This is a genomic window from Lysobacter enzymogenes, assembly GCF_017168095.1.
Classification (GTDB): Bacteria; Pseudomonadota; Gammaproteobacteria; order Xanthomonadales; family Xanthomonadaceae; genus Lysobacter; species Lysobacter enzymogenes_D.
Window position 1 is genome coordinate 1 of record NZ_LXSD01000127.1, and the last position, 743, is coordinate 743.

At 76.9% G+C, this 743-nt stretch carries 2 protein-coding genes; both read right to left on the reverse strand.

The genetic code is table 11. The features are described 5' to 3' along the window. Nucleotides 1-514 (reverse strand): hypothetical protein (locus tag A7A76_RS03540; RefSeq protein ID WP_428995075.1); only part of this gene is annotated, 514 nt, incomplete at its 3' end. Then, on the reverse strand, nucleotides 511-743 hold a 233-nt coding region (locus A7A76_RS03545), incomplete at its 5' end, for a hypothetical protein (RefSeq protein ID WP_206409902.1). The genes A7A76_RS03540 and A7A76_RS03545, both read right to left, overlap by 4 nt.

Genomic DNA, 743 nt, shown 5'->3' on the forward strand with positions numbered 1-743 from the left:
CGATCGGTGCGCTCGCGCCGGGCGCGGGCGGCAACGGCGTCGCGGTGTCGGACGCGGACGGATACAGCGCCAGCCTCGCCATCGGCGGCGGCGCAACGAAGGCGCCCTCGCCCACCGCAGCTGCGCCGGCCGCGAACGGCGCCTGCGCCGATCCCGCCGGCCATGCCTGCGCGCGTTGCAGCAGCAACGACAGGCGCCCGCTCGCCGCCAAGCCCCACGGCACCGCGATCAGTTCCTGCGCGCCGTCGCCGGCGCGCACGCGGAAGCCGAACAGGCCCTGGCTCGCATCCGCCCGCGCGGAGAATTCGCCGGCCGCCGCGGCCGTTGCGGCCGCGGCGGGCGCCGACGCCTCGGCCGATGTCGAATCGCGCGCCGGCGCGGGTTCGCCGCGCAGCCATTGGTTGAAATCGTCGCGCGCGCCGTCTTCGCCGCTCTTGCCGGCGCCGGTCGCCCTGTGCCCGACCATCGGCGCGACGCCGCTGGGCAGGCTGCCGCTGGGCAGGGTCGTGGTCATGATTCCTCGCTCCCGGCGCGGCCGGTCGCGCGCGCGTGGGACTTGCTCTGGTTGAACAGGTCGGCCATGAGGTCGAACTGGCGTTTCTCCTCGCGGTCGCGCGCCTGCGCCGCGACCCGGTCGTGGCGACTGCGCGCGACCCGGGTGTCGGCGCGCGCGGCCACATGCGCCTCGCGCGCGCGCAGTTGCACGGCTTGCGCGTCGCGCTGTTCGGCGTGCGCGGCCTGCG